At 50.1% G+C, this 18,151-nt stretch carries 18 protein-coding genes and 1 riboswitch; of the genes, 7 read left to right on the top strand and 11 right to left on the bottom strand.

Annotated features, from left to right (window positions below; genetic code table 11):
• Positions 1-133: 133 nt before the first annotated feature.
• Complete coding sequence (locus ABYK60_RS07780; RefSeq protein WP_372871408.1) at positions 134-1,660, bottom strand: leucyl aminopeptidase; 1,527 nt, start codon at positions 1,658-1,660, stop codon at positions 134-136.
• Between the two features lie 114 nt (positions 1,661-1,774).
• Positions 1,775-2,521 carry a fused MFS/spermidine synthase gene (locus ABYK60_RS07775; RefSeq protein ID WP_372871407.1) on the bottom strand — a complete coding sequence of 249 codons (747 nt, stop codon included), beginning with the start codon at positions 2,519-2,521 and terminating at the stop codon, positions 1,775-1,777.
• A gap of 95 nt (positions 2,522-2,616) precedes the next feature.
• Between ABYK60_RS07775 and ABYK60_RS07770 the strand changes: the two genes are divergently transcribed.
• Positions 2,617-3,258 carry a mechanosensitive ion channel family protein gene (locus tag ABYK60_RS07770; RefSeq protein ID WP_372871406.1) on the top strand — a complete coding sequence of 214 codons (642 nt, stop codon included), beginning with the start codon at positions 2,617-2,619 and terminating at the stop codon, positions 3,256-3,258.
• A 72-nt stretch (positions 3,259-3,330) separates the two neighbouring features.
• Here ABYK60_RS07770 and ABYK60_RS07765 read toward each other — a convergent pair whose 3' ends face one another.
• From ABYK60_RS07765 to fccA, 3 genes are all read right to left on the bottom strand, one after another.
• A complete protein-coding gene (locus ABYK60_RS07765; RefSeq protein ID WP_372871405.1) occupies positions 3,331-4,065 on the bottom strand; it encodes a dienelactone hydrolase family protein in 735 nt (244 codons plus the stop codon).
• A 66-nt stretch (positions 4,066-4,131) separates the two neighbouring features.
• Positions 4,132-5,121 (bottom strand): 2-hydroxyacid dehydrogenase, encoded by a 990-nt coding sequence (locus tag ABYK60_RS07760; protein WP_372871404.1) that lies wholly within the window; start codon positions 5,119-5,121, stop codon positions 4,132-4,134.
• 171 nt (positions 5,122-5,292) lie between these two features.
• Positions 5,293-7,074, bottom strand: coding sequence for a fumarate reductase flavoprotein subunit FccA (gene fccA / locus ABYK60_RS07755; protein ID WP_372871403.1), 1,782 nt, complete (start codon positions 7,072-7,074; stop codon positions 5,293-5,295).
• A gap of 363 nt (positions 7,075-7,437) precedes the next feature.
• On the opposite strand from fccA, the gene ABYK60_RS07750 reads away from it, so the two are divergent.
• Genes ABYK60_RS07750 through ABYK60_RS07740 form a run of 3 tightly spaced genes read left to right on the top strand, consistent with a single transcriptional unit; the run spans position 7,438 to position 8,659 of the window.
• Entirely contained in the window at positions 7,438-7,848 is a 411-nt protein-coding gene (locus tag ABYK60_RS07750; RefSeq protein ID WP_372871402.1) for a hypothetical protein, read from the top strand.
• On the top strand, positions 7,845-8,369 hold the full coding sequence (locus ABYK60_RS07745) for a class I SAM-dependent methyltransferase (protein ID WP_372871401.1): 525 nt from the start codon (positions 7,845-7,847) through the stop codon (positions 8,367-8,369). Before ABYK60_RS07750 ends, ABYK60_RS07745 begins: the two co-directional genes overlap by 4 nt.
• A gap of 2 nt (positions 8,370-8,371) precedes the next feature.
• On the top strand, positions 8,372-8,659 hold the full coding sequence (locus ABYK60_RS07740; RefSeq protein WP_372871400.1) for a hypothetical protein: 288 nt from the start codon (positions 8,372-8,374) through the stop codon (positions 8,657-8,659).
• 266 nt (positions 8,660-8,925) lie between these two features.
• On the opposite strand, the gene ABYK60_RS07735 is transcribed toward ABYK60_RS07740, so the two are convergent.
• Positions 8,926-9,117 (bottom strand): hypothetical protein, encoded by a 192-nt coding sequence (locus ABYK60_RS07735; RefSeq protein ID WP_372871399.1) that lies wholly within the window; start codon positions 9,115-9,117, stop codon positions 8,926-8,928.
• Positions 9,118-9,453: 336 nt separating this feature from the next.
• Entirely contained in the window at positions 9,454-11,643 is a 2,190-nt protein-coding gene (locus ABYK60_RS07730; RefSeq protein WP_372871398.1) for a winged helix-turn-helix domain-containing protein, read from the bottom strand.
• A gap of 155 nt (positions 11,644-11,798) precedes the next feature.
• Between ABYK60_RS07730 and rluA the strand changes: the two genes are divergently transcribed.
• Both rluA and asnC read left to right on the top strand, forming a co-directional pair.
• Positions 11,799-12,473: a bifunctional tRNA pseudouridine(32) synthase/23S rRNA pseudouridine(746) synthase RluA gene (gene rluA / locus ABYK60_RS07725; protein ID WP_372871397.1), complete on the top strand. Its 675-nt coding sequence runs from the start codon at positions 11,799-11,801 to the stop codon at positions 12,471-12,473.
• Between the two features lie 78 nt (positions 12,474-12,551).
• A complete protein-coding gene (gene asnC, locus ABYK60_RS07720) occupies positions 12,552-13,013 on the top strand; it encodes a transcriptional regulator AsnC (protein WP_372871396.1) in 462 nt (153 codons plus the stop codon).
• A gap of 62 nt (positions 13,014-13,075) precedes the next feature.
• Here asnC and ABYK60_RS07715 read toward each other — a convergent pair whose 3' ends face one another.
• The 3 genes from ABYK60_RS07715 to ABYK60_RS07705 all read right to left on the bottom strand — a co-directional run bounded on the left by ABYK60_RS07715 (position 13,076) and on the right by ABYK60_RS07705 (position 16,395).
• Positions 13,076-14,179 carry a succinylglutamate desuccinylase/aspartoacylase family protein gene (locus tag ABYK60_RS07715; RefSeq protein ID WP_372871395.1) on the bottom strand — a complete coding sequence of 368 codons (1,104 nt, stop codon included), beginning with the start codon at positions 14,177-14,179 and terminating at the stop codon, positions 13,076-13,078.
• The gene (gene lysC / locus ABYK60_RS07710; RefSeq protein WP_372871394.1) at positions 14,169-15,536 is read right to left on the bottom strand and encodes a lysine-sensitive aspartokinase 3; all 1,368 of its coding nucleotides are present in this window, start codon (positions 15,534-15,536) and stop codon (positions 14,169-14,171) included. Before lysC ends, ABYK60_RS07715 begins: the two co-directional genes overlap by 11 nt.
• Positions 15,537-15,674: 138 nt before the next feature.
• A riboswitch (Lysine riboswitch) is annotated at positions 15,675-15,851 on the bottom strand.
• 97 nt (positions 15,852-15,948) lie between these two features.
• Positions 15,949-16,395 (bottom strand): DUF3293 domain-containing protein, encoded by a 447-nt coding sequence (locus ABYK60_RS07705; RefSeq protein WP_372871393.1) that lies wholly within the window; start codon positions 16,393-16,395, stop codon positions 15,949-15,951.
• Between the two features lie 554 nt (positions 16,396-16,949).
• On the opposite strand from ABYK60_RS07705, the gene arcA reads away from it, so the two are divergent.
• Entirely contained in the window at positions 16,950-17,666 is a 717-nt protein-coding gene (arcA, locus tag ABYK60_RS07700; protein ID WP_372871392.1) for a two-component system response regulator ArcA, read from the top strand.
• Positions 17,667-17,821: 155 nt separating this feature from the next.
• Here arcA and ABYK60_RS07695 read toward each other — a convergent pair.
• Positions 17,822-18,151 (bottom strand): prolyl oligopeptidase family serine peptidase (locus tag ABYK60_RS07695; RefSeq protein ID WP_372871391.1); only part of this gene is annotated, 330 nt, incomplete at its 5' end.

The following is an 18,151-nucleotide window of genomic DNA, read 5'->3' as shown; positions in this document are numbered from 1 at the left end:
AGCATATTAGCCAAGGACTTCAATCATTGATAACGGATAAAAACTATCACCTTAATCGATTTTTTATTTGAACCAATCAAAAAAAAAGGGAAAACCCTGGTTTTCCCTTTTTTAATGATTAGCGATTGCGGCCTCAGTTGCCGGCTTGCCCGGTCAACCAGTGGCTCAGTAAACGCACGCCAAAGCCTGTGGCACCGGCCGGACTCAGCGGTTTTTCTGAGGAAGACAAAGCATTACCTGCGATGTCGATATGAGCCCAGGGCTGCTCTCCGGCAAAACGCTGCAGGAACATAGCGGCAGAGGATGCGCCCGCACTGCCTTCGGCGCCGGTGTTTTTCAGATCGGCAATACTTGACTTGAGTTCATCGCCATAGGCTTTATCCAGCGGCAAGCGCCAGAGCTTTTCACCCACGGCGGCGCCGGAAGCCGTCAGACCCGCAATCAGGCTTTCATCATCACTGAACAGACCCGCATACTCACGGCCAAGGGCACGCACTTTGGAGCCGGTCAGGGTAGCCACATCTATCATCAGTCTGGGCTGATACTGGGTGCGGGCATACCACATGCCATCGGCCAGAATGAGACGCCCCTCGGCATCAGTGTTCATCACTTCCACACTCAGGCCCTCAGCCGTACGCACCACATCGCCGGGGCGCAATGCATCACCGGAAACCATGTTCTCTGCCAGTGGCAGCACCGCCACCAGATTCACCCTTGCCTTTTGCATCGCCATGGCTTTCACTGTGCCCAAAATAGCTGCGGCGCCAGCCATATCGGATTTCATGTGCGACATCGAGCCACCGGACGCCTTGATGTTATAGCCACCCGAATCAAAGGTGATGCCCTTTCCGACCATGGCGATGGGCGCACCGTTAGCGCCTTCCCAGTGGGCCACCACCAGGCGGGGTCCTCGCAGACTGCCCTTACCCACCCCCATCAGCGCACCCATGCCCAGTTTCTGAATACCCTTAGGTTCAATAACGCTAATCTTAACGCCAAGCGATTTCAGCTTTTTGGCCTCGATGGCGAAGTCTTCCGGCGTCATATCCCCGGCCGGGGTATTCACCAGATCCCGGGCAAGCGCGACACCAGCTTCAACTGCCGACAGACGGGCAAACTCAGCACTGGCGGCCTTGGCTTCGGTCAGCGCAAAGCGCAACTCACGCTCACTCGCTTCTTTACTTACATAACGGCCGAACTCATAACCCTTCAGCTTGGCACCATGGGCCACTTCAGCCGCCAGATTGGCTGCATTGGGTGTTCCCTCGGCAATCAGGGTGATGCGGGTGTCTTTATGGGCTGCCAGCTTATCTGCGAGCTTGCCACCCAGATTATTAAGTTCACCATCGGTCAGCTTGCCATCACCCAGCCCCATCACCAGGATCCGGTTAAGCTGACTGCCGGCAGGCGCCAGCACTTCCAGCATTTTTCCCTCTTCGCCATCGAACTGATTAACCTGCATGGCCCGCTCGAGGTGAGTCAGGCTGCCGTCACTCAGCACCCGGGCGCCGGGGAAGTGCGTATTTTGTACTTTGAACAGCACCAGAGTCTCGCCCTGAGTATTCAACTCATTGGAAAAACTTACTTTGTCGGCCAGAGCAGGCATAGACAGCAAAGAAGCAAACAGCACAGCCAGTGTGGATTTGGAGGTTTTGAGCATGGGATTCACACCTTGTTATTATGGGACGCGCAAGCATAACAAAGGTGGATTTTGAGGTTAACCCGTAAAGCCCCTCCTTAACACCGGCTTACAATTCTCAACCAGTGCGTAACCTCAGCCACCCCAAGGGCCAAAGCTCATGGAAGCCCGCCCAACGGTGAATCCAAGACGGTTGGACAGCTCTGCCCGGGCCTGTTTAAGACCCTCTTCCCGCAGCACGCCCGGCACTCTTGATGCAAAAATCACCCAGTTGCCGCCGCTTGAAAGGCTGGCATACACCTCGGCAAACTCCTGTTTCAGCAGCGCCTGCAGTGCCAAATTGTTCCTGTGTTCCTTCCAGCAATTAAGCACCAGCATGCCATCGGCCTTTAGCAGTCGAAGCGCCCCGGCAATAAAGTCCGGACTCATCTGCTGCTCATCCACCCCATGTGCGCCATAAATATCGGCAAAAATAATATCGACCCGCTTGTGGTCGGCCGATTCCAGAAAGACTTTGGCATCCCCTTCAAACAGCTGCAGTTTTTTACCTACTGGCAACTGAAAGTAGCATTTGGCCACCTCGATGACTTCGTGTCTGAGTTCCACCGCACTGATTTTCAGCGCCCCATCGGCATGGCGCAGAGCGTGCACCAGAGCGCCACCGCCAAGGCCCAACACCAAGGCACTGCGAGGAGACTTAAACATTAAAGACTCCAACATAACCTGTACGTAAGAATGTTTGGGGATATGGGGGGTTCGGATGTCGAGCTTGCTCTGCTCATCGTTGTCACCAAACGACAGTACCCGCAGGCCGTCTCCTTCGAGTACCAGCACAGGCCCATGGGCATCCTGGCTTTGGTAAATCAGTTTATAATCAGACAATTTCTGGCAGTTCCAAGCAAAAAGCACTTCTCTATCGGCCGCAGCAGTCAGTAAAATCTATGCTTTGTGCCAAGGATTTTCGGAGCCTGCATTTTATGACAAATCAAATCCTTCTTGCCTGCTTTTATTTGGTGGCTTTCTTTTTTATCCAACGAAACCTCAAGTACATGGTGCAGCGGCTGGCGGACAAAAAGCAGGTCAGTGCCGCCCGTACCAGCATGGTGACCCGTTTTCTGACTTCGGTGCTGTTTTTTATCACCCTGTCGCTGATGGCCGTGTCTTTGGGGCTGGGCTATCACGATGTGGCACTGTTTGTCTCATCAGCCTTCGCGGTGCTAGGGGTGGCATTGGTGGCTCAGTGGTCGATACTGAGTAACCTTACCGCCGGCGTGCTGATTTTCTTCGTATTCCCTTACCGTATTGGGGATCGCATCAAGGTGGTGGACAAGGATGAGGACATCCGTGGCGTTATCGAAGAAATCGCCCTGTTCCATGTGCTGATAAAAAGGGACGATGGCAACCTTATCACCTACCCCAACAGTCAGATTTTGCAAAAATCAGTGATTAAGCTTTTGAATCCGGATGCTTATGAACCCAAAGCCCCGGTACAGCCTCTGGTAGAAGAGAAAAAGGCTGAGAATGCGCCGACCGCGGCGGCAACGACTACCACCACGGCAGGCAGCAACCCATCATCGGGGGCGTCTGTGTCGCCGCCCTCATCGCCAGGCGCGTCCTGAAAACCACGAAAAAGCATTCTGTGCCCAAACAAAAAACGCGGCTATTTGGCCGCGTTTTTCTTCAATACAGACTCAAAGGGTATTTTTAAACAGGGCTATCGACTTCTGGTACATCTCCAGCGCCAGAGCCGGGTCATGACGGGCATCGCCATCACGCATAAAGGCATGCTCACCATTCACCTCAAGCCAGGTATAACGGCTTTTACAGTCCTCAAGGTTTTGCTGAATACGGCGTCTGCCTTCGGCAGGCACGTGAGGATCCTGCTTGCCAAACACCATATAAAGCTCACCACGAATGTCTTTAGTGCGGCTCAGTGAATCATTACCCGCCTGACTGGGAATAGTGCCCGAGTGAATATCGGTAGCATACAAACAAAAAGCTGCCGCCACGTCGGGGTTTACCGCAGCACGATAAGCCAGATGGCCGCCAATACAAACGCCCATGGCGCCTACTTTGCCACGGCACCATGGCTGGCTGCGGGCAAAGTCAACCATGGCAACTGTGTCGCTGTCATGACTTTCCAGCGGTTTGCTGGCCTTGTCGCTATTACCCTTATCTTTGCCCACATCATCATAACCCAGCACAGTTCCGGCCGGATTCAGCTCGTGAAAAATCTCCGGCACCAGCACCGCAAAACCATGACCGGCAAGTACAGTTGCCATACGGCTGATAGGAGCTGTTTCCTGAAAAATTTCTGAATAAAAAATAATGGCAGGAAAGCTGCCTTCTGCCACGGGACGATAGACTCGGGTCTGCATCGGACCCGTTGATGTGGTGAGGGTGTAAAGTTCGCTAAGGACGCGCATAGGACCTCCAGGGCTTGAGATTGCCAACAATCTAGCAAGCCCAAGGTCTTGTGTCAGCGCAGAATTTCAGAAAAGTTCGTTTCCGCTGCGCCCGCCACTGAGAGCCACCTTCACATTACTCAGGGTCGTATGTGCAATAGCGCCCAAGGCCTCTTCGGTTAAAAACGCCTGGTGGCCGGTAAACACCACGTTATGGCAAGCCGACAACCGGCGGAATACATCATCCTGGATCACTTCGTTGGACTTATCTTCAAAGAAGAGTTCCTTCTCGTTTTCATACACATCCAAACCAAGTGCGCCAATTTGCCCGGTTTTGAGCGCCTCCATGGCATCCATGGCATTGAGCAAGCCACCCCGGCTGGTATTGATAACCATGGCACCGGGCTTCATTTTGGCGAAGGTATCGGCGCGCAACAGGTGGTGGTTCTCCTTGGTGAGTGGGCAATGCAGACTCACCACATCACATAAGGGGAAGAGCTCATCAAGGCTCAGATAAGGCACACCCAGCGCTTCAACCGCCGGGTTGGGGTATGGGTCAAACGCACGCACCTTACAGCCAAACCCCAACAGAATACGTATGGTTGCCAGACCTATTTTGCCGGTTCCGATAATTCCCACGGTTTTGCCATGCATATTGAAGCCAACCAACCCCTCAAGGGAAAAGTTAGCGTCGCGGGTACGCTGATAGGCCTTATGGATCTTGCGGTTAAGAGTCAGCATCAGCGCGACTGTATGCTCGGCAACAGACTCAGGCGAATAAGCCGGTACGTTCACCACTGTCATTCCCAGGCGTTTGGCTTCATCAAGGTCCACATTGTTAAAACCGGCGCAGCGCATGGCAATCACCCGGGTACCATTGGCGTTCAATTCATTGAGCACCTCGGCCGACAGCTCATCGTTAACGAAGGCACAAATGACTTCAAAACCATAAGCCAACTTCACGGTTTGCATACAAAGCCGTGAATCAAAGTACTCAATATGGGCACCAAAGCCCACATTGGTCCGGTCAAAGTGCTGCATATCGTAGTGTTTGGCGCTGAAGAATCCGATTTTCATGGGAAAGTCCTGAGAATTGCGTGAATGGCCGCAGTGTAAGCCAATTCCGCATTGCTGTCGTCGGCTGAACGATGAAGCAAATCACTTATGCCGTACAAAGCAAATAAAAAAGCGGCCCTGTAAGGGCCGCCTGACATTGGGCAATCGAATGCCCCTCAGTGCTAAGAAAGATTAATGATCTTTAGCGTACTGTGCCGCCTGAGCACCGGCAATACGACCGAAGGTCACGATATCAGAGATGGCGTTACCACCCAGACGGTTGGCACCGTGCACGCCACCGGTCACTTCACCGGCTGCATACATACCGCCGATAAGCTTGCCATCTTTACCGACTACTTCTGCCTTGGTATCGATTTTCACGCCGCCCATGGTATGGTGCACCGCCGGAGCCACTTCAATGGCATAGTAAGGCGCGGTGGCCAATTCACGTGGCAGGTTGGCACGCTCAAACTGCTCATCTTTACCGGATTTAACAAAGCCATTGTAGCTGGCGATGGTTTTTTCCAGCTCGGCCGCAGGCATAGCCAGTTTATCGGCCAGCTCTTTCACCGTCTTGCCTTCGTTAACAATCTTCAGGTGGATGTAGCCTTCGATTTTGCTCAGACTCTTACGCACCGAATCATCGAACAGCAGATAGGCACTTTCGCCTTTCTGAGCCAGAATGGCTGCAGAGGCCTTATCGCGGGTAGTGATTTCGTTGACGAAACGTTTACCTTCGCGGTTTACCAGAATAGCGCCGTTACCACGTACGGCCTCGGTTACCATTACGCCGCCCACAGGGCTGTAAGTTGGGTGAGCCTGTACGTATTCCAGATCCACAGTGTCGGCACCTGCGTGGGTTGCCACGTCCAGACCGTCACCGGTGGCACCCGGATGGTTGGTGGCCTTGAAACCTTTAAGTTTGGCATCGTACTTGGCCACACGCTCGTTGTTCTTGGCAAAGCCTCCGGTGGCAACCACCACGGCGTCAGCCTTAATCACGTAATAACCTGTATAAGCGCCCTGAACCAGTACGCCAGTTACCTTACCGCTGCCATCTTCAAGAATGCGTACCACACGGCTGTTAAGGCGGATATCCGCATCACGGGTTACGGCGGCATCCCACAGTACCTGCGCCACGTGGGCACCCACACCGGCACCACCGGTTGGACGGTGACTGCGGTTAACGCTGGCGCCACCCATACGACCCACGTCGTTCATATCGGCACCCAGTGCGGTGAGCCAATCAATGGAGTCGGAAGAGTTGTTGGCCAGCACTTTTACCAGCTCAGGATTGTTGATGTTACGGCCACCTTTCATGGTGTCGTCAATCATGATCTGTTTCTTGTCCTGGATGCCAAGCTTAGCCTGAGGCTTGGTTTCGGCAGCGTTCATACCACCGGCAGCCAGCTTGGTGTTACCACCTGGAACCGGCTCTTTTTCAAGCACAATCACTTTTACACCGGCATCACGGGCAGAAACCGCCGCGGCCAGACCTGCACCACCTGATCCGATGATAACTACATCGGTACTTTCACGTGGGCCAGCGGCAATGGCTTTGTCCTGGGCGGCTTTTTCAGCATCCACAGGTACGAACTTGCGTTCCCACTTGCCACCGAAAGGCATGTCGTAACCGAAGTTATGGCAAGCATCACAGTAGGTCACTGATTTTTCGTGGCCTTTGTGGCAGCTGGTACAAGCAATATCACCAATGAGGTGAGACTGATGAGGAGACACTATGCCTTCGCGCTCTGCGCTGGCCACTTCTTTCAGATCGCCGTGACAGCTGACGCACTGGGCATTTTCATGAGTCAGGTTATCGTTGGTTGGGCCCTTGTCGGTTTGGTGACAGCTATCGCAGCCATTATCACCATGGAAATCAGCCAGATTATCTGCATTGGCCCAGGCAGTGCCGGCCATGGCCGCAGAGATAATGGCAGCCAGCATGGATTTTTTCATCGTTCCAGTGAACATAAGCGCTCTCCCACTACTACATATTAAGAGGTATTTTTTAGGCGCGTTTTACACTTATAAGAAGAATATTTCAGGAGTAAAACGCTGCTTACCGGCAAAATGGTAGCACTATCTAAAGTGGTAGTTTTATAAGAGATGTCACACTCTTCTTAGCAACATATCGACGATCATCAGTATTTGCTGAGAAGCACTATGTTTTGTTGCGTTGATTGAACAGGATCACAAGCGCCCTTATAAAAACATCGTTCAGGCAACACTTTACTTTTAAAAAGCAACACAGGTTTTAATTATTGGAAACCCAAAGCTCCTCAGCGGCGCCGCCGCCTGTTATGCTGCAATTCTTTATCCATGCGAGTAGTCATCATGGCCGATAAGCAACTCTCCGAAAAACAATTTTGGTTCCAGAGAATAGGAAAGACCGGACTGAGAGCCGTGCATCTTCTGGGAATATGTGGCGTTGGCGGAGGTGTCCTTCTGGGGGTTGCCAAACCTGAATGGCAACACTTCTGGACGATGGCCATGATCAGTGGCTGCGCCTTAATGGGATGGGAAATCCTGCGGGACTGGCGCTGGCTAATCCAGCTCAAAGGTGTGTTAACTTTATTGAAACTCCTCCTTCTCGCCTTGTTCATCCCTTTCCCGGAGTATAAGAGCACGCTTTTTGTCATCATTCTCATGCTGTCTGTCGTGGTTTCTCATGGACCTGCCGGTCTGAGGCATTATTCCGTGTTGCACCGGCGGCGCATCGAAAGTCGCAGGGAAATTAAGGGATGACTCTGCCACATTCGGCTTTACTCAGTAGATTCGAGACGGTTCTGAGTAATGACAGTGAATCATGTGTATTGGATTTAGCTTGTGGTACGGGCCGAAATGGCCGATGGTTTTTACAACGTGGCCACAGAGTTAGTTTTTTGGATATTCACACAGCTTCATTGGAAGCGGAATTCGCCACCAATCCAAATGCAACGATTATCCGGCAGGATTTGGAGTCAGGCGAGGTGAACTGTCTTGGCAGTTTTGATTTGGTTTTAGTATTCAACTACCTGCACCGACCTTTGTGGCCATTGATCAAACAGACGGTTAAGCCGGGCGGTATATTGGTGTACCAGACTTTTACATGGCAACAAGCCAAATTGGGCCGCCCCAGCAATCCCGCGTTTCTGCTTGAGGAAAATGAGCTTACAACAGTCTTTGCTGGGTGGCATCAACTGTATTATGGTGAAGAAGTACCTGAACCTATTACTGGAAACGGGGCATTTAAAGCCGGGATAATATGTCGAAAACCAATGGAATAACTATGTTCCCATACCCTGAACAATACAAAAATGCCCTGCCCCCTCTGGTTACAGCCCTTATAGCGGTCTGGGCTATATTAGGACGGGCCATCGCCGGACTTGGCAGCCCGGTATTTTATTATCCACTGTTAATGATGTACCCGTTAATTCTGGTGTGCCATCTTTGGCTTATCTGGCATGCCCAAGGCCTTAAACGACTGGATCAGGGATTTTATGCCCTGGTACATGGTGCACTGGCATTTGTAGTTTGGACTTTTGCTATCATGCATCTTAGGGATGCAGGCCTGTAAAGAGCTTTATAGATAAGTAATAAAAGCGGCACCCAGGATGCCCAGGGTGCCCACTTTGGCGGAAAGGGAGATTTAGTCGTCCTGTTGGTCAAGCAAACATGATTCTTCGGACGCAAGAACCACATTTATAAACACGTAGTAGATTATGAACAATCCACTTAACGCCCCCACGATATATAGACTGACAGACCACATTTACTACACTCCGTATAATTTCGCGGGAATTCAATCACTGGAAAACCACTGACTAAATATATAAATTCCACTTAAAGCGCTTTATTTACAAGGGACTCCTCATCCGCTCGGTAAATATAACATTCTGGAAATGGTTCACAGATCGCCAACTTGGGCACATCTTCTGGAACTGCAGCCTCTTGACTGATAAAGAAAAATGGCATGGCGGCAGCAGATGCAAATACAGAGGCGGCAAGCACCTTATTAAAAAATCGCTTATTCATTACAAAACTCTCCAATTATTCCATCCTAAAGCAAATTAAATTCACCAACTAGACTGCAATAAAATCAGACCATTCCGAACTGAAATACAGACAATTTTCAGATGCAGAGTAAGCATAAAGCTGAATATGAATATTTGAAGCCAGTCAACTCGATTACCAAGATGCGCCATTGCTATTTGCGACCATAAAACCAACAAATTAAGCGACTCAGGGTAAGGCGTCTTTTTATGGGCAATCAAGTCGACTGGCTGGAATCAGATTAGTCAAATATGAGAATTAGGCGATAATGAAAACATGACGGAAAAGTGAGTAACCAGCAACCAACTGATTTAAAAGTCAATTTAATAAAACAACATCCGTATTTGAACTTGTCAGCACGGACAGCAACACTTTCTTATCGCCCGTCATAGACATAGTGCGAAGGGAAAGGTTTTTTGCATCTATATGAGTTCTGTCTGTTAAACCATTGCGCACATTATAACGAACTAAATAGTAATCACCCCCTTCTTGTGCCAAGTACCAAATATGGTCATTTTCAACATGCCATGCGCCAGAAAAGTACGGCGTAAAATATTTCATTAATGAGCGCTCACCTGTCTCCTCCAAACACCAGATACCCTGCTCGTGCATTTTTGAAAAATAAAACTTCCCTGTTGACTTATCAAACTTACCTGAAAACCCCTCTTTGCTTAATATCCTTTTAACATCACCAGTTCTTGTTTCAACAAGCAAGATTTTATTTGAACCACTTGATGCTTCCGACATTACCAACTCATTCGAGTCCAGACCGAATGAAATATTTCTCACCATAGTTCTTTTCGGAACCATGACCAACTCTTGACCAGCTAAGTCCAACGTAAAGGCGGCACCGTTTAATGTACCAGCAACGCGCTTTCCATCCATCGAAAAAGACAATTCATCGATATAAGTAAAGCGCTTTAAATCAGTCAATTTATGTTCCACCCCATCAACTGAACGAATCCACATTTGCGGCAAGCCGGTTCGGTTGGAAACAAATACGACTTTATCACCATCGGGGCTAATGGTTCCCCGGTAATCTCTGCGGCTGGAGGAAATCCAGGGTTTGGGAGTCGATTGCTTTATCATGGGGGACTCCCAGAGCCATATTTCTTCCTCCACCATTTCACCAACAACAGCCGTAATCTGCCCGTTATTATTCGACTTGGGTGAATTAATTTCCTGCAATATTTTGGTCAGGCGAGTGATCTCTCCCGACCCTAAATCAATTTGATGAAGCTGTCCTTCCTCAGCGCGAAATATCAGGCTTCTACCATCACTACTCCAGGCAACACTTCGAAGCGGATAGCCTACTTTATGCAAACTTTGCCACTCACCGGAGGAAAAAGTAAACAACATCAATTGTGTATCAGACCATCCCGAATTACGTAACACTGCAAGCTGAGAATTATCAGGTGACAGCGTAAAACTCAGATCCCCCCGACCAGACACATGAGGCTGACTGAGCTGCTCCTTGTGCAATGTATCCAAATCCAGACGGTAGATTTTTTTGAAATCTTCTATACCTTCTGAATCAATAAAAAGGAGCTGATTATCCCTGAAAGCCAGGGCGCTGGACTGTGTTGCAGCACCGCAACTGGCAATCACCCTCGACTCATCTGAAATGACATTTTTCAGCACAATTTCACATCGCTGTACACCGTCATAATGCAAATAGGCCAACTGACGACCATCACTACTCCATGCCGGATAACGGCTGCTCATACTCCCGGGATTTCCGCCATCGATATGAGACACAACGCCAGACTTTAAATCCTGGATTAAAACCTGCCATTTTTCGTCGCTTAAAGAACGAAACGAAAATGCCAGGTGTGAACCGTCAGGAGACAATACCGGATCAACTTCCTGCCCCTCCAGAGAAGTCAGGGGTTCCAAAGAAACTATTGCATCTTTAATCAGAGCAGCGCTCGAAACTGAAGGCTCAGGAGTAAAAAACCTGATGCCACCTATAATACAAAGCGAAAGAGTAAGACCCGCGGCGGCATATCCCAATAAGCGGCCCCTTAGGCTACCTTTGAGCTTAAGTGTCGACTCCTCTTTAACCAAGGCATCAACTGAGTTTGTGCCGGATGGAGGAAACCGGCCGAAATGACCTTCTCCCAAAACCTTTTCTGAGGCACTTTCACCCTGTTGAAGCGGAATTTGGAACTTTGGCGCTGTCTCCTCTATCTTTTCCAGCTCCGCAACGACTACATACCCGACCTTGGGCACGGTTTTAATCACTTTCTGACTGCGGGCATCATCACCCAGCGCATTTCTCAAAAGGGCAATAATCCTGTTAATGGCATTATCAGATACCACCCCACCACGCCACACGACCTTAATCAGTTCGTCCCTGCTTACCGGGCGGCCGGCTCTCTCAAGCAAACAGACCAACACCTGCATCACTCGCAGTTCGAGCTTAGTATCAATGCCATCTCTTGACACTACACAACGCTCGGGAACAATCAGGTAGTCACCCAAGCGATACCTGCTGTTATTAAACATGCCGTTCGCTTTATTGTTATTAATTTATCTTTCTGTATTTAATCAATATTGATTGCCAAGTGGAAGCAGTGAAAGCATCTCTGCTATTAATAGACTTGCCGCTCTGTACACTCTTGGATATCTTTAGCGCCCCGAAACGAGTACCGAGACCTGTGATGGACGATTTTGTTTACAATCCCCCCACCGAGCCCTGGCTGGAAATATTGCACCAGGACAGGGATATCATCGTCATCAATAAGCCAAGCGGTCTCCTCTCGGTGCCGGGCAGAGATCCAATCCACCATGACAGCGCCTGGTCACGGATCAAGACCGAGCACCCCAACAGCCAGGTCGTGCACCGGCTGGATATGGCTACCTCGGGCGTTATGGTGTACGCCCTTCGCAAAAGTGCCGAAGTGGAACTGAAACGCCAATTTCGGGATAGAGAGACAAACAAAATTTACTATGCGCGGGTTGCAGGCCACGTCCGGCAAAACACCAGTGTCGACCTGCCATTAATTTGCGACTGGCCCAATCGGCCACGGCAAAAAGTGGATCATGCTGTCGGCAAACCGTCCCTTACCCATGTCGAAGTTGTCAGCTACGGCAAACGCTCCACCCTGGTTAAGCTCACGCCCATCACCGGCCGCAGTCATCAGCTCAGGGTGCATATGATGGCGCTTGGGCACCCCATCCTAGGGGATGGCTTTTATGCCGATCCTCTGGCAAAGTCTCTGGCAGATCGCCTGCTGCTACATGCGGCCAGCCTCAGCTTTATTCATCCCTACTCAGGCGAACCCTTGACATTCACCGCAAAGGTGCCATTTGCTGAACCAACCGGTGAACAGTAAACTCACCTTTTCGCTGGCAAATTCACACTAAAACCCGTAAATTATTGTTCAATCATTCAGTAGGCAGAGCCGTACGCAGTGGATACATCATTTCAACGCGACCAATTGGACAATCAAATCCTTGAAGCCCTGATGGCGGACGCACGCACGCCCTTTGCTGAACTTGCAAAGCGCTTTGGTGTCAGTGCCGGCACTATCCATGTACGGGTGGAAAAGATGAAACAGGCCGGTATCGTTACCGGAGCCCAAATCACCGTCAACCCAAAGGCGCTTGGCTACGATGTATGCTGCTTTATCGGCATCAATCTGAAGAGTGCCGGCGACTACCCCGCCGCCATTGCTAAGCTGAATGCCCTGGAAGAAGTGGTGGAAGCCTATTACACCACGGGCAACTACAGTATCTTCGTCAAGGTAATGTGTCAGTCTATCGATAGCCTGCAGCATGTGCTGATTAATCGGATTCAATCCATTGCCGAAATTCAGTCCACTGAGACACTGATAAGTCTGCAAAACCCCATTGTGCGGGCCGTTAAGCCGTAAGCTTACAAGGGCTGTAAACAAAAACACCGGACTTATATCCGGTGTTTTTTTGTTTCGCTGACTCAGAGTTCAAACACCCTGGTCATCACTTTATAAAGCTCGGTGCCCTGATGCACGGATGCCGAGGCAAAATGCAATATTGGCACCCCATCCTCGGGCAGCCGGAGCGATGTCAACTCCTCTCCGGTACCGTAAAGATCGAGTCTAAGCAGCTTCACCAGGGCGTCACCCGCCTTCATTGGCTCACCGACCCGTCCAAGATATTCCACCATCCCAGCCTTTGGAGCATGAAACTTGCGGTAATTCTTCAGAAAGCAGCCATAACGCTTCATCTGCTTGGGCAGCACTTTTTCGGCAATCACACCACGGTGGCTCAGATACGCCAGAATGCCCTCAGCATCTTCGAGTGCATCATTCAAATCGATACGCTCCTGACTGCCAAGCTCCAGCGTAAAAGCAGAGATCTTAACCCCAAGTTCACGCCCATGGCTGGACGCCACCTCAGCCAGCGTCCACCAGGGGACAAAGGCCGCCTCATCCATGGCACCGCCAAAACTGTTTGGGATCAGCAAGGTATAAGGAATGGAAAAAAACTGCGCCGCCTCTCGCTCATATTCCGGACAATAAAGATGCTTACAGGATTTCGGCCCTGTGTGCAGATCCAGCACTATATCCGCCCTGTGAGCCATAGATTGCAAGGTTACCGCCAGCCGATGCCCCGTGGTCACCCCCCAGGGATTATTAAGCTTACGGGCGCACTCTTCCACCAAGGTGGCGCGAAACGCCATCACCAGCGCCTTATCATCCAAATGAGCATGTTCCTGATACCAGACCTCAATATTGAAGCCATGATCAAGATACTCGCGGTTCCAATTCACACCTGTAATGGGGTCAAAACGCCCAAGAGTAAACTCGCCACTTTTTTGGTTAATACCCAGTGGGTTCGCCAAAGGCACTAATTGGATATCCCCCAAAAGCTCATAATGTTCCAGCAGCTTCATCAGCTGATAAATTACCGCGTTACCCTGCACTTCGGCGCCGTGTACGTTGGCCTGAATGTAAACACTCGGGCCAGCACCCTTGCCCTTAAAGCGATACACAGGTAAAGACAGGGGCTGCCCAGCGGCGAGTTCCCCCACCCGAACTTCATGCTTATCAACACGCATATGCATGACCTTCAAAGAGATTTTCGTGCAGCGCCCGAACCACCTGTGCAGCCTCATTCTCAGCCACCAATACACACAGATTATGGGGGCTGGCACCCTGACAAATCATCCGCACGTTATGGGGCTCAAGCACGGTAAATACCTGACGGCAAATACCCGGTGTGCTGGCGATACGGTTACCGATAATGGCCACCAAGGCCAAGTTGTCTTCAACCCTCACCCGGCAATGCTGCGACAACTCCTGCAGCAGCGCCTCACTCAAAAGGCCACTGCCGGTGGAGTCTGAACCAGTTTTGTCCAGGGTTAGCGACACGTTCACTTCCGAGGTGGTGATAAGGTCGACCGAAATCTTATGGCGCGCCAAAGTGGCAAAGGTTTCCGCCAAAAAGCCGCGGGTATGCAGCATCTGCAGGCTATGCAGGTTCAACAGTGTCTGATCGCGGCGAACCGCAACCGCACGATAAATAGGCGGATTATCAACCTGATGACGGATCCAGGTGCCTCCCTTCTCTGGTGCCTTACTCGAACCTACAAACACCTGAATTTGCTGACGAACGGCAGGTAATATGGTGGCAGGATGCAATACCTTGGCGCCGAAGGTAGCCATTTCAGCCGCTTCGTTGAAGCTGATTTCCGCAATGGGTTTGGCGTTGGGAGCAAGACGGGGATCCGTAGTGTAGATACCGGCCACATCGGTCCAAATCTCCACCGCATCAGCACATAACGCCTCGGCAAGCAAAGCGGCTGAATAGTCACTGCCACCACGTCCCAGGGTCGTGGTTTGCCCTTCAGCGTTGGCACCGATAAAGCCCTGAGTCACCACAATCTGACTTGTCAGCAACGGCCGTAAAATGTTGCGCGACAGCTCAGCAATATCTTCAATCTGTGGCTCAGCTCGGCCAAAGTGGCTGTCGGTGCGCAGGACTTGCCTGACATCGAAGCTGACACTGCCGGCACCTTTTTCGCGAAGCACAGCAGCAAAAATCAGCGACGAGCATTGTTCGCCCATGGATAAGAGCTCATCCATAATCGCCTTGCTGCGATTAAGGATAAGTGACTCGCTCAGCACGGAAATACGCGATAGCAGACTGTCGAGCGCAGCAGCCACATCCTGTGGGCGACTCAGTTTGTCTAAAATGGCGTATTGGATTTGAGCAATTTGCTTGAGCAGCTGCAACCGACGCTCATCAGTAACGGTAGCCTGAGTGAGTTCCACCAGCAGGTTAGTCACACCACTGGAGGCACTGACTACCACCAGCCGCGTCGCGGCATTCGCCAGCACTATATCGGCACAGCGGGACATTGCCTCAAAATCGGCAACTGATGTACCACCAAACTTGGCAACAACAAGAGACATCAGCACACCTCCGTCGACGGCGAGTAGACGAAAGCGGCAAATTGGTTGATATGGGTTTTCATGTGTAAGCTCCGAACTGACTTCGTTCGAAGAGCCTGGTGCAAAGATTCGGCACCCCAAAAGGAGGGAAAAACGATCGTCACCAGAAGCTCTCCACCAAATTACAGGTGACAATCGTCAGGATTCAGCCTGAACGACCGACATGAAGTGCTTACCCCGCAAAATCATGCCTCGGCGCCAATCTCCCTCACAAGCCGTCGTTGGAGTGGGTACTCCTCAAACTTGCTACCTAGTTGACGCTCCTCTTCTGTGCCTTCCATTGGAAGGGATGAAAAAAGTAGCAATAAAGGACTAATCAAGTCAATCCGAAATTAGTAAAGCCGGCAAAACTGTTAATAAGCAACGCCAGGGATTAACGACCTAAATCCGGTAATTCGGTCACCAAACGCACCCGTTTACTGAACGATCCCAGAGATACAGCTGTTGCTTCTGCCACGCATGGCAATAATTCCAGCTGATCTTGTATGACATAGTAGATGGCGTTTTGTTGATAACGGCGCGCCAGCGCAAGACTGTCCGCTTTGGATAAAAACACCGCCCAACTTTTTTCCATGTGGGCAAGATCGTTACTGGCCCCTACCAAGGCCCGGTAGGGCACACCATAAGATTCAATGTCCCTGAGTAATGCTCTATCCCTCAGACGATTCTGGCAGGATGTCAAAATCTGACCTTCGGGATTATGCGCCGTGACAATGGCGAACGATGAAGAAAGAGAAAGTTGTTGAGTCAACAGAAATTCTGTCGACTGATAATGCTGCCAAAGCTGTTCAAAATGACTATTCATGAAGGTGAGAATCATTCAAAAGAACCCGATACAGTTTAGCAGACTCTTTTACTCTGCCTAGTCGTGTGAGCGAGATCTCATTTACAAAATACACATTAAATATATTTTTTAAGCACTTAGTAAATATTAATCATAATTAATCGGTCGTTAGGCCGCATTTGTTAACATTTCAATTGTTAACAAATGCCTAAAACGAGTACAATCTGCCCCGTTAGCCGTCCAAACATCTGGCCGTACATCTGATACAGGTTGTTACAAATTTCCTCGTTATTGTCAGTGACTTGGCTAACCTACTGTACGAAATGTGACCCATATTCAATTTAACATTTATACTTTGCAAAAAAATGATGTCTGAGGAACTTTAGCAAGGCATTGTTTATCGAAGTGAGTACAGTTTTGATTCCTTTTATGGAACGTATTTAGTCTGACTCTAAAGTATGTTGGCATGATATGCCGTCTCTTTAGCACAGCGTTTTACAGTTTCTGCCCTGCTGGCGTGCAGAACCTGACCGACAGTAAACCGGCATTTCCGGTTGGCAAAGAATTTGATTTAATTTAGGTACTTAACTATGCAAAATCCGCACATTCTGATCGTAGAAGATGAAGCCGTTACCCGTAACACCTTGAGAAGTATTTTCGAGGCTGAAGGATATGTGGTAACTGAAGCCAACGATGGCGCAGAAATGCATAAAGCCTTGCAGGAAAGTAAAATCAACCTGGTGGTGATGGATATCAACCTGCCTGGTAAAAACGGTCTGTTGCTGGCACGCGAACTGCGTGAAATCAACAACATCGGCCTTATCTTTCTGACCGGTCGTGATAACGAAGTTGATAAGATCCTGGGTCTTGAAATTGGCGCGGACGATTATATTACCAAGCCGTTCAACCCACGTGAGCTGACAATTCGTGCCCGTAACCTGCTGACCCGCGTTAACAGCACCGGCACCGAAGTTGAGGAAAAGAGTGCCGTTGAAGTTTATCGCTTCAACGACTGGAGCCTGGAGATTAACAGCCGCTCTCTGGTCAGCCCATCCGGCGAATCTTACAAACTGCCACGCAGCGAGTTCCGTGCCATGCTGCACTTCGTGGAAAACCCAGGCAAAATTTTGAGCCGCGCCGATCTGCTGATGAAGATGACCGGCCGTGAACTCAAGCCACACGACCGTACCGTAGACGTGACTATCCGTCGTATCCGCAAGCACTTTGAAAGCCAGCCGGACACGCCGGAAATCATCGCTACCATCCACGGTGAAGGCTATCGCTTCTGCGGTAACCTGGACGAATAAGGGTTAACCCTTACATAAAAAAGCCAATCTTAGGATTGGCTTTTTTATTGGCTGAATTTTATCGATAAGCCAATAGCTTAATCTTTGAAATTTATAAACACTTAATAAAAAAGCCTGTCACCGACAGGCCTTTTTATATCCCAATCAAACCGGGTTTAATGCTTGAGCTCAGTATCGAGGAAATCGGCCAAAGTGCGGTACAAATGTGTACGCACCTTCTCACCGCGCATCGAGTGCTTGGAGCCCGGGTAATCCACCATACGGAACAGCTTGCCTTCGTCCTGCAGCGCCTTGTAAACCCGGGTCGAGTTTTCAAACAGCACATTATCGTCGGCCATACCGTGATACATCAAAAGCCCGCCCTGATAGCCGCCAACATGGGGAAACACGCTCGCCTTATCGTAACCCTCGCCGTTGCGGTCCGGATGACCCATATAGCGCTCGGTGTAATGGGTATCGTATAGCTTCCAATCGGTCACAGGGGC

It is taken from the genome of Shewanella sp., from assembly GCF_041630135.1.
Classification (GTDB): Bacteria; Pseudomonadota; Gammaproteobacteria; order Enterobacterales; family Shewanellaceae; genus Shewanella.
The sequence above is the reverse complement of the archived record's forward strand: the minus strand, read 5'-3'. Positions and strand labels throughout refer to the sequence as shown.

Bases quoted from the DNA above. Each gene is read 5' to 3' on its own strand.
- arcA (WP_372871392.1), top strand. From the start codon at position 16,950: ATGCAAAATCCGCACATTCTGATCGTAGAAGATGAAGCCGTTACCCGT.
- ABYK60_RS07780 (WP_372871408.1), bottom strand. From the start codon at position 1,660: ATGCTCAAAACCTCCAAATCCACACTGGCTGTGCTGTTTGCTTCTTTG.
- ABYK60_RS07730 (WP_372871398.1), bottom strand. From the start codon at position 11,643: ATGTTTAATAACAGCAGGTATCGCTTGGGTGACTACCTGATTGTTCCC.
- ABYK60_RS07765 (WP_372871405.1), bottom strand. From the start codon at position 4,065: ATGCGCGTCCTTAGCGAACTTTACACCCTCACCACATCAACGGGTCCG.
- ABYK60_RS07705 (WP_372871393.1), bottom strand. From the start codon at position 16,395: ATGATTCTCACCTTCATGAATAGTCATTTTGAACAGCTTTGGCAGCAT.
- ABYK60_RS07770 (WP_372871406.1), top strand. From the start codon at position 2,617: ATGACAAATCAAATCCTTCTTGCCTGCTTTTATTTGGTGGCTTTCTTT.
- ABYK60_RS07740 (WP_372871400.1), top strand. From the start codon at position 8,372: ATGTTCCCATACCCTGAACAATACAAAAATGCCCTGCCCCCTCTGGTT.
- rluA (WP_372871397.1), top strand. From the start codon at position 11,799: ATGGACGATTTTGTTTACAATCCCCCCACCGAGCCCTGGCTGGAAATA.
- ABYK60_RS07735 (WP_372871399.1), bottom strand. From the start codon at position 9,117: ATGAATAAGCGATTTTTTAATAAGGTGCTTGCCGCCTCTGTATTTGCA.
- ABYK60_RS07715 (WP_372871395.1), bottom strand. From the start codon at position 14,179: ATGCGTGTTGATAAGCATGAAGTTCGGGTGGGGGAACTCGCCGCTGGG.
- lysC (WP_372871394.1), bottom strand. From the start codon at position 15,536: ATGTCTCTTGTTGTTGCCAAGTTTGGTGGTACATCAGTTGCCGATTTT.
- fccA (WP_372871403.1), bottom strand. From the start codon at position 7,074: ATGTTCACTGGAACGATGAAAAAATCCATGCTGGCTGCCATTATCTCT.
- ABYK60_RS07760 (WP_372871404.1), bottom strand. From the start codon at position 5,121: ATGAAAATCGGATTCTTCAGCGCCAAACACTACGATATGCAGCACTTT.
- ABYK60_RS07745 (WP_372871401.1), top strand. From the start codon at position 7,845: ATGACTCTGCCACATTCGGCTTTACTCAGTAGATTCGAGACGGTTCTG.
- ABYK60_RS07750 (WP_372871402.1), top strand. From the start codon at position 7,438: ATGGCCGATAAGCAACTCTCCGAAAAACAATTTTGGTTCCAGAGAATA.